General features: G+C 75.3%; 8 protein-coding genes and 2 pseudogenes. 5 read left to right on the top strand and 5 right to left on the bottom strand.

The genetic code is table 11. From position 1 onward, the window contains the following. Positions 1–79: 79 nt before the first annotated feature. The 4 genes from GTW43_RS24575 to GTW43_RS24560 all read right to left on the bottom strand — a co-directional run bounded on the left by GTW43_RS24575 (position 80) and on the right by GTW43_RS24560 (position 4,028). Positions 80–1,099, bottom strand: coding sequence for an iron ABC transporter permease (locus GTW43_RS24575; protein WP_161304208.1), 1,020 nt, complete (start codon positions 1,097–1,099; stop codon positions 80–82). Between the two features lie 214 nt (positions 1,100–1,313). Beyond that, positions 1,314–2,327 (bottom strand): pyridoxal-phosphate dependent enzyme, encoded by a 1,014-nt coding sequence (locus tag GTW43_RS24570; protein WP_161304206.1) that lies wholly within the window; start codon positions 2,325–2,327, stop codon positions 1,314–1,316. After that, positions 2,248–3,282: a GHMP kinase gene (locus GTW43_RS24565; RefSeq protein WP_161304205.1), complete on the bottom strand. Its 1,035-nt coding sequence runs from the start codon at positions 3,280–3,282 to the stop codon at positions 2,248–2,250. Before GTW43_RS24565 ends, GTW43_RS24570 begins: the two co-directional genes overlap by 80 nt. Further along, on the bottom strand, positions 3,279–4,028 hold the full coding sequence (locus GTW43_RS24560) for a DUF364 domain-containing protein (RefSeq protein ID WP_237536796.1): 750 nt from the start codon (positions 4,026–4,028) through the stop codon (positions 3,279–3,281). Before GTW43_RS24560 ends, GTW43_RS24565 begins: the two co-directional genes overlap by 4 nt. A gap of 485 nt (positions 4,029–4,513) precedes the next feature. Here GTW43_RS24560 and GTW43_RS24555 point away from each other — a divergent pair, with 485 nt between their 5' ends. From GTW43_RS24555 to GTW43_RS24545, 3 genes are read left to right on the top strand one after another with little or no spacing between them, the layout of a single operon-like run. Then, positions 4,514–5,827, top strand: a complete 1,314-nt coding sequence (locus GTW43_RS24555; RefSeq protein ID WP_161304204.1) for an MFS transporter — start codon at positions 4,514–4,516, stop codon at positions 5,825–5,827. A gap of 32 nt (positions 5,828–5,859) precedes the next feature. Continuing rightward, on the top strand, positions 5,860–6,354 hold the full coding sequence (locus tag GTW43_RS24550) for a MarR family transcriptional regulator (protein ID WP_161304203.1): 495 nt from the start codon (positions 5,860–5,862) through the stop codon (positions 6,352–6,354). After that, a complete protein-coding gene (locus GTW43_RS24545) occupies positions 6,351–6,809 on the top strand; it encodes a MarR family transcriptional regulator (protein ID WP_161304202.1) in 459 nt (152 codons plus the stop codon). The genes GTW43_RS24550 and GTW43_RS24545 overlap by 4 nt, the downstream gene beginning before the upstream one ends. 18 nt (positions 6,810–6,827) lie before the next feature. Here GTW43_RS24545 and GTW43_RS24540 read toward each other — a convergent pair. Continuing rightward, a pseudogene (locus GTW43_RS24540) lies at positions 6,828–7,454 on the bottom strand (HAMP domain-containing sensor histidine kinase); the annotation flags it as partial. Between the two features lie 411 nt (positions 7,455–7,865). On the opposite strand from GTW43_RS24540, the gene GTW43_RS24535 reads away from it, so the two are divergent. Both GTW43_RS24535 and GTW43_RS24530 read left to right on the top strand, forming a co-directional pair. Beyond that, positions 7,866–8,363 carry a 2'-5' RNA ligase family protein gene (locus GTW43_RS24535; protein ID WP_161304201.1) on the top strand — a complete coding sequence of 166 codons (498 nt, stop codon included), beginning with the start codon at positions 7,866–7,868 and terminating at the stop codon, positions 8,361–8,363. 22 nt (positions 8,364–8,385) lie between these two features. Next, positions 8,386–8,709, top strand: a pseudogene (locus tag GTW43_RS24530) (DNA-binding protein); the annotation flags it as partial.

The following is an 8,709-nucleotide window of genomic DNA, read 5'->3' as shown; positions in this document are numbered from 1 at the left end:
GGGCACGTCGAGGAACAACTCGTGCACGAGGCTTCTGCCGTCGGTGACGACGGTGAGGCCCTCCAGGCGCAGATCCATCTCAGCGCCCTCCCGTTCCGTAGCCACGGCGTCGCATCAGGACGATGAAGACGGGCACGCCGACGAGGGCCGTGATGACGCCGAGGGGGAGTTCGCGCGGCGCCGCCAGGGTGCGGGCGGCCAGGTCGACCCAGACCAGGAACACCGCGCCGGCCGCCGGGGCGAGGACGAGCACCCGGGCGTGGACGGCGCCCGCGACCATGCGCACGAGGTGCGGCAGGACCAGGCCGACGAACGCGATGGCGCCGCTGACCGCGACCGACACCCCGGTGACGAGCGCGACCACGACGAGGAGTGCCCTGCGGTGCCGGTCCGGGTCTGTGCCGAGACTCGTCGCGCTCTCGTCGCCGAGCGCCAGCACGTCGAGGGCGCGCGCGTGCCGGTGCAGGACGAGCAGCCCCACCGCCACCACCGCCGCCACGAGCGGCAGCATGCCCCAGGTCGCGGCGCCGAGCCCGCCCAGCGTCCAGTGCAGCACGGTGCTGGTGGCCTCGGTGTCGGGCGCGAAGTACACGATGACGCTCATCACCGCCTGGAACCCGAACGACAGCGCGACACCGGTCAGGACCAGGCGCAGTGGGGCGAGGACGCCCCGGCTCACCGACGCGGCGTACACGAGCAGCGATGCGCCGAGCGCGCCGAGGAACGCCCCGGCGGACACCGCGTAGATCCCGAGAGCCGCGAGTCCGCCGGTGACCGTGACGGTGACCGCTCCGACGGAGGCGCCGGACGAGACGCCGAGGACGAACGGATCGGCGAGCGGATTGCGCACCAGTGCCTGGACGGCCACGCCGCTCGCGCTCAGCCCGGCGCCGACGAGCGCGGCGAGCAGGACGCGGGGCGTCCGGATCTGCCAGACGATCTGGTACGCGGTGATCTCGTCGGCCCGGACGCCGCCGCCCGTCACCGCGGCCCACAGGTACCGGGCGGTGTCGGCGGGGGAGATCACGGCGGCGCCGAGTCCGATGGCGACGACGACGGAGAGGGCGAGGAGCGCGCCGAGACCGGCGCAGGCGAGCAGCAGCCCCCTGCGGGTGGCGAGGAACCGCGCGCGCCCGTGCGGGACGTGCGCGTGGTGCGGGGCGTCGGGGCGGGCCCCGGTGGTCGTGGTGGCGGGGTGCAGGGTCGGCGGGGAGCCGGCGGAAGGCGGCACGCGGACCTCGTTCCTGGAAGTCGTGGAGGGGAGCGGAAGGACGGGAGAGGGCGGGGCCTGCGGCGGGTGCCGGGCGCGCGGCTCAGAACCGGGCCGCGGCGGGTGCACCGGCCCCGTCCCAGCTCATCAGGGACCAGGGCAGGGCGAGTTCGGCGCGGGAGTCGACGGTGCGCGGGGCGAGCTCGTCGAGCGGCACCGCCTCCGCGTGGCGGGCGAACACGCTGTCCACGTAGCGGTGTCCGGTGTCGGCGGCGAGGAACAGCACGGTGCGGCGCGGGTCCGCGGACCGTTCCCAGCGGGCCGCGAGATGGGCGGCCCCCGTCGACAGGCCCGCGAACAGCGCGTGCCGGCGCAGCAGGTCGACGCTCCCGGAGAGCGCGGCCTCGAACGCGATCCAGTGGACGGTGTCGTACAGCTCGTGGCGCACGTTGCCGAACGGGATGGAGCTGCCGATCCCCGCGATGATGATCTCGGGGTCCGCGACGTGCTCGCTGCCGAACGTGACACTGCCGAACGGCTGCACCCCGGCCAGCCGGACGTCCCCGCCCCGGTCATGCAGGAATCCGGCGAGGGCACCGGTCGAGACCCCGGACCCGACGCCGCCGACGACGGTGAGCGGCGTGTCCGGACCGAGCTCCGCGCGGACGCGATCGGCGACGGCACGGTAGCCGAGGCGGTGGACGGCGTCGTGGTACTGGCGCATCCAGTGGTACTCCGGGTGCGCCGCGAGGATCTCCTGGATGCGCGCGACCCGCCGCTTCTGGTCGAGTTTGAGGTCGGCGGAGGGCTCCATCTGCTCGAACGTGGCGCCGAGCAGCTCGAGTTGGATCCGCACCGTGGCGTCGACCGTGGTGGAGCCGACGATGTGGCAGCGCATGCCGTGCCGGTGACAGGCGAGCGCGAGGGCGTACGCGTAGATGCCGCTGGAGCTGTCGAGCAGCGTGTCGCCGCGCCGTACCGCGCCGGTGGTCAGGAGGTGCTCGACGGCCGCCAGCGCAGAGACGACCTTCATCGTCTCAAAGCGCAGACACACGAGCCGGTCGTCGAGCCGGACGAGATCCGGCCGGCCGATCGCCTCCGCTATGTGCAGGTCCATCGGTGAACTCCTCGGGGGTGCCGATCGTGGTGAAGGTCCGGGTGACGGGGAGGCCCTCGCGCTCCAGGGCGCGGGCGCAGCGCCGCACACGCCGCGCGGCCCCGGGGTCCGCCGGGTCGAAGAGGACCCCGGCGACGCAGCCGCTGTGCGCGATCTGCACACCGACGGCGCCCGCCCGCTCCGCGAGCCCGGTGAGCGTGTCGAACCCCTCGTGCCCGCGGGCGAGCCGCCCGCGGCGCGCGCCGGCCGTGGCGACCCGGCCGAGCAGCGCGGGGTCCCTGTCGCGGATCGCGCGCCGCAACTGGGCGCGCAGTTCCTCGTACGCGTCGACGTCCCGGTCGGTGGGGTGCGGCGCGGGCAGCGCGAGCGTGTCCACGGGGTGTCCGCCGCCCAGGGTGCAGCCCACGACGACGAGCGGCGGCAGCGCCTGCCCGAGCACCTCCAGGGTCCGGCCGTGCCGCTGGGCGAACAGGCGCGGACGCCCGTCGAGCATCAGCGGATCGCAGGCACGCTCCGCGCGCACGGCGATCCGGGCGACCGTGCCGGGCCCCGGGCGCAGCCCGAAACTGTCGGCGACCGCCCGCACGGCGGCGAGCACGTCACTCGTGGAACTGCCCATGCCGAGCCCGACCGGGACGTCGCCGTGCAGCGTCAACTCCCCGCCGGTCGGCTCGCGTCCGGTGCGCACCGCGCACTCCTCGACCGTCAGCCGCGCCGCCCGCAGCGCCTTGGTGCGGTCGGCCGGGACCACGGTGAGCGGTCCGGGGCGCGGTAGGAACGCGGCCCGGGTGCCCGGCGTGTCCATGGGCAGGGTGACGAGCCCGGGCAGGATGCGCCCGTGCCGGTCCCGGAAGACGCCCTGCAGGATCTCGCCGTGGTGGCAGGGCGCGTGTCCGCTGCCGGTGCGCGTCCCGGCCGCCTCGGTCGTCCCGGGCGGGCGGGTGCCCGCGGTCACGAGGCGCTCGCCGCACGGTACCGGTACAGCGGGGTCGGATCGGCGCTGAACTGCGAGAACGGAAAGGGCTCGGCGGACAGGGCGGTCACTCCGTCCGCGAGGAAGGCGCGCGCGACGGCGCTGCCCGACTGTGCGTAGACGATCAGCGGGATGTCCCGGGCGCGGCACCGCTCCAGGATCGTGTCGAAGCTGCCGTTGCCGAGCGTCATGCCCGTGGCGACGATCGCGTCGGCCGTGTCGAGGACGGGGTGCATGTCGTCGGCGACCGGGTCGCCCCACTGGGTGGTGCGCAGGTTGAAGTCGCAGGGCAGCGGCGTGCAACCGCGTTCGCGGAGGGCCGCGACGAGGGGGTTGACGACCCCGATGAGGCCGACGGTGGCGCCCTGCGGCAGGTCGAGCAGTCCGGCGACGGCCGCGTCCCGTGCGGCGGCGCGCACGGTGGGCGGGCCGGCGGGCAGGGTCACCGTTTCGGCGTCGCGGGCGCTGCGATGGGGCCGGACCTCGGCGAGGTAGGCGTCGAGCGCGGCGATCCGCAGCGGGCGGGGCACCTCCGCGCCGAGCAGGGCGCCGAGGGGGCTGCCCGAGACCTCGCCGCACAGTTCCGGCGGGATCTCGCCCGCCTCGAAGGCACAGCCGCCGAAGGAGGAGCCGAGCCGGACGAGCACGTACTGGTTGCGATAGGTCACGTCACCGCCTGCGAGCCGGGTGCCGTGATGGATCCAGAAGACGCTCGTGGCCGTGGACAGGGCGGGATCGGGGCCGAGTTCACCGGCGAGGGCGGCGGTGAAGAGTGCGTCGGTGTGCTGCGTGCCGGGGCTTTCTGCGGAGCCGCGGACGACGGAGTCGCGGACGGCGGAGCCGTGGACGACGGGGCCGGGTGCGTGCGGGGGCGGAGGGATCGGGCGGGACGGGCGGTTCAAGCGGGCCACTCCTCAGGGCTGTCACGGGCGACCGTGCTGGTCGGCCGGGTGTGCGGGGCGCGCAGATCGGCGCCGATGCGGGCGAATTGGTGCGGATCGAGGCGGATCGCGGCGGATCGGGCAGGGCGAAGCCGGGGGCGACGGCACCCCGGCGGAGCGCGGTCGAACCCGAGCCGTACTATAACGACAATCGTTTTCATTAAGCTAGCCTGTGTCCGCGCGGCCCCCGCAGCGGGCCCGCACCCCACTCGCTCAACCACCCCGCCGCCCACGCCTGTCGGGCCGGGACCACCACGAAGGAGTCCGTCACGGTGACCCTCTCGCCACCGCCCCCCACGACCGCGCCGCGCACCCGGCCCGTCCTGCTCGACCCCGCCTTCCTTCGGCTGTGGACCGGGACGACCGCGTCCGGACTGGCCACCTGGGCCCTGCCCTTCGTGCTCGGCCTCGCCGTCCTCCAGCGCGACCTCACGGCCGCCGGGCTCGGGCTCGCGCTGGCCGCCCGTACCGCCGGTTTCCTCGGCGCCGTCGCCGTCGGGGGCGTCCTGGCCGACCGGCACGCGCGCCGCACCGTCGTGCTCTGGTCCGCCCTGGCGGCGGCCGCCGCGGCGCCGCTGCTCGCCGCGGGGCTCGGTCGGTCCCTGGCCCTGATGGCCCTCGCCGCCCTGCTCGCCGGGGCGGGGCAGGGGGCCTGTCGCCCGGCCTTCCAGGCGCTCACCGCCGAGACCGTCGACGCGGGCCGCCGGCAGCAGGCCAATGCCGCGATGACCCTGTCCGTACGGGTGAGCACCCTGCTCGGGCCCTCGCTGGCCGCGCTGCTCGCCGCCGTGCTCGACGTCCGGACCCTGATCCTGGGGATCGGCGTCCTCTGGCTGGTCGCGGCGCTCGTTCCCGGCCGGGGCGCGCCGGCCGCCGAGGGCGCCGGAGTCGACGAGGGCACCGGAGCGGCTGAGGGCGCGGTGCGGCAACGCACCTCGTTCCGGCGGGAGTTCCTCGACGGTGTGCGCGAGGCGCGGCGGCATCCGTGGTTCGTCGCCGGTCTCGGCGCGCTGACCGCCGTCATCGCCACCGGCTACTCGGTCACCGCTGTGGCCCTGCCGCTGATCAGCCGCGACCGGTACGGGAGCGAGGTCGTGCTCGCCTCGGCGACCACCGCCTACACCGTGGGCGCGCTGGGCGGAGCCCTCGTCATCGCGCGCTGGCGGCCCCGTTCGCCGGGCTGGGCGGCGCTCGCCGGGCTCGCGCTCTACGCGCTCGTGCCGCTCGCCCTCATGCTGCCCGTCCACCCCCTGGTGGTCGTGGCCGCGTGCGCGGTGGCGGGCGCGGGCGTCGAGCTCTTCAACGTCCCCTGGTTCACGGCCACGCAGCGCGAGGTCGCCCCCGACAAGCTGGCCCGGGTCTCCTCGCTGGACTTCCTGCTCTCCTACGGACTGGCCCCGCTGGGGCTCGGGCTGATCGCCCCCGCGATCGACCTGTTCGGCGTCGCGCCCGTCCTCCTCGTCTGCGCACTGACATGCCTGCTCGGCCCGGCCGCGGCGGCGGTCACCCCGACCACGCGACGGTTCTCCCGGGCGGAGGTGTCCCGGGAGTCGGAGCGTGGTCGTGCGCACCCGAAAGAACAGTAGCCATGGCTATAGTCGCCATGTACGGTATTGCCATGAGCAAGGACTCGCCGGCTCCCACGCCCGGCTTCCTGGTCTGGCGGCTTGCCAACAAGTGGCGCGTCGCCGTCGACCGCGCGGTCGCCCCACTCGGCCTGACGCATGCGCAGTACTCGGTGGTCGCGTCGCTGTACGGCATGCAGCACGCCGGGGAGCGCCCCAGTCAGCGTCAACTCGCCGATCACACCGGCCTGGAGGCGCTGTACGTGTCGAAGCTGGCCCGCGCACTGGAGGCGGCCGCTCTCGTCGAGCGGACCCGCAACCCCCGGGATCCGCGTGCCGTCCAGCTCGCGCTCACCGTTCAGGGGCGGCGCGTCGCGCGGGACGCGATCGAGGTGGTCCACGAGCTGCTCGGGCAGCTCCTGGAGCCCCTCGGTGGTCTCGACGCGGAGCGCACGCACGCGTTCACCGACGACCTCACCGCCTTGCTCGGCGTACCTCTCGCTCCGCCCGCACCGCACGGCGACCACACCCGGAGGGGATCTCCATGAGCATCAACACGGCGCCCGCCGCCGACTCCCGCGCTCTCGGCCTGGCCCACTACGCCGCCCGCGGCGTTCTCGAACGTGTCCTGTCCGGGCACGACGTCACGTTCCTGGAGCAGGTGACCCTGCGCGCCGCCGCGACCGACGACGCGCCGCCGACTCCGGACGACCTGGTCCGCCGGGTGGAGGACTCGCTCAAGGCCGAACCGGCCGCGGTGCGGGCCGTCATCGGCACGCTGCTCGCGAAGAAGCTGCTGAGCTCGGACGGTTCGCTCCTGCGCCCGACCGGCGCGGGACGCGACCTGCTCGCGGTGGTCGCCACCGAGGTCGCGCCCGTCTCCGCACGGATCTGGGGCGGAATCCCGGCCGCGGACCTGGCGGCTGCCGGACGCGTCCTCGCGCAGGTGAAGGAACGGGCCGAGGCGGAACTTGCCCAGATGGACCGGCCCGTCAGCAGGTGATCCCGGCGGCCCGGCCGGTCACACGTCGTCGGCGTCGCGGTACAGCGGAAGCAGCACGCGGAACGTGGCGCCCCGGCCGGGTGCGGTCGTCACGTCGACCTCACCGTGGTGCGCCGTCACCAGGGAGTGGACGATGGCCAGGCCCAGGCCCGCGCCTCCCGTGGGCGTGCGGCCCCGGGCGCTGTCGGCCCGGTAGAAGCGGTCGAAGACACGTGCCGCCTGATCCGGTGTCATGCCGGGCCCCTCGTCGGCGAGTTCGAGCACGGCCCGGCCGTCCCGCGAGCCGACGCCGATGCGCACGGGGACGCCGGCGGGCGTGTGGGCGAGGACGTTGCCGACCAGGTTCGAGGTGACCTGGCGCAGCCGTGCCTCGTCGCCGAGGACCGGGGCGCCGCCGGGCCCGGTCAGGGTGACGGGCCGGTCCGGGGCCAGCGCCCGCAGGTCGTGCAGGGCGTCCGCGGCCAGGGTGCGCAGATCCATGGGGGTCGGGTGCAGGGGCAGCGCGCCGGGCGCGGCGTCGTCGTCGAGGCGGGCAAGGAGCAGCAGGTCCTCGACGAGACCGGCCAGGCGCGCGGACTCGGTCTCGATGCGGTCCATCGCGGCGTCCACGTCGCGCCGTCCGGGCATGCCGCCCATCCGGTACAGGGGCCCGAGGAAGCCGGTCACCTCGCCCGCCCCGACCCGGAAGGTCAGGTCGTCGACGGCGAGGACCTCGCCGTACCGCTTGGTCAGGCCTTGTACTTCGATCATGCAGCGCTCCAGAACCGAGGTGTCGTCGGAGCACGCGTCCGCGGCGCGCTCGGTCGCCACCCTGGTCGGCCCGTGTGAGTCCGCGCTGCACGACCATGTGCGTTTCATGGGAACCGCACGGCGCCCGCCTGCACGAACGCCGTCGTGGCGGCGGAAGGGCACGGGAACTCCCATGCGCCACACATGTGCCGCCCGCGCGGGCGGATGTGGAATGCTGCGCGCGTGGGGAAGGACGCGACGCACGGGACCTCAGCGCATGGAACCTCGGCACATGGGACCTCGGCGCACCGGACAGGGACGACGGCGGTGCTCGCGCTGCTGCCCGAGGCCGACGAACTGCTGAGGCTGGCCGCCTCGGTGGACGAGCGGGTGGTGCGTGCGGGAGTGCCCGCGCACGTCGCGTTCCTCTATCCGTGGCTCCCGTCGGCGCAGGTGGACGACGCGGAGCTGGAGCGGCTGCGCGCGGCGCTGCCCGCGGGGCGGGTGACGGTCACGCTCTCGGCGGTGCAGCAGGCCGACGGCTTCGTCGGCGTCCCCGTGCCCGCGCTGGCGTCCCGGGCCACGGCGGTGCGGGGCGCGTACCCCCGGCAGGTGCCGTACGGCGGCCGGTTCGGCCCCGATCCGCAGGTGCACGTGACGGTGGCCCTGGGCGCGGAACCGCAGGCCGCCGAGGACATCGCGCGGCGCGTGGCCCCGCGGTTGCCGATCACGGCTCAGGTCGCGGCGCTGCACGTGGTCGAACTCACCGACGCGGGCTGGCGGCTCCTGGCGGAGCTGCCGCTGGAGCAGGCCGGCCCCTGCTGAGCCCCCCCCGGACGTCGCCCGGTCCGCCTCCGCGTACGTGCGCTGCGACGACGACTCCGTGCTCGGCGAGATCCTCGCCGACAAGCGGGCCGCGGGCCTGCGGCTGCGCCGTCTCGCCCCGACCGTCCTGGCCGCCCAGGCGGACCCGGGCACGCTCCTCGAGGGGCTGCGCGCGATGGGTTTCGCGCCGGCGGCGGAGACCCCGGACGGCGATGTCCTCATCACGCGCGCGCACGCCCACCGCACCCCGCCGCGCACCGCGCCCGAGCCCGTCCCGGACGGCCCGCCGCTGCCCGACGGCACGCTCCTGGACGCGGCGATCCGGGCGGTGCGGGCGGGCGACCGC

This window comes from Streptomyces sp. SID5785, from assembly GCF_009870065.1.
Classification (GTDB): Bacteria; Actinomycetota; Actinomycetes; order Streptomycetales; family Streptomycetaceae; genus Streptomyces.
This window is presented reverse-complemented; position numbering and strand designations above follow the sequence as displayed.

Bases quoted from the DNA above. Each gene is read 5' to 3' on its own strand.
- GTW43_RS24570 (WP_161304206.1), bottom strand. From the start codon at position 2,327: ATGGACCTGCACATAGCGGAGGCGATCGGCCGGCCGGATCTCGTCCGG.
- GTW43_RS24550 (WP_161304203.1), top strand. From the start codon at position 5,860: ATGAGCAAGGACTCGCCGGCTCCCACGCCCGGCTTCCTGGTCTGGCGG.
- GTW43_RS24545 (WP_161304202.1), top strand. From the start codon at position 6,351: ATGAGCATCAACACGGCGCCCGCCGCCGACTCCCGCGCTCTCGGCCTG.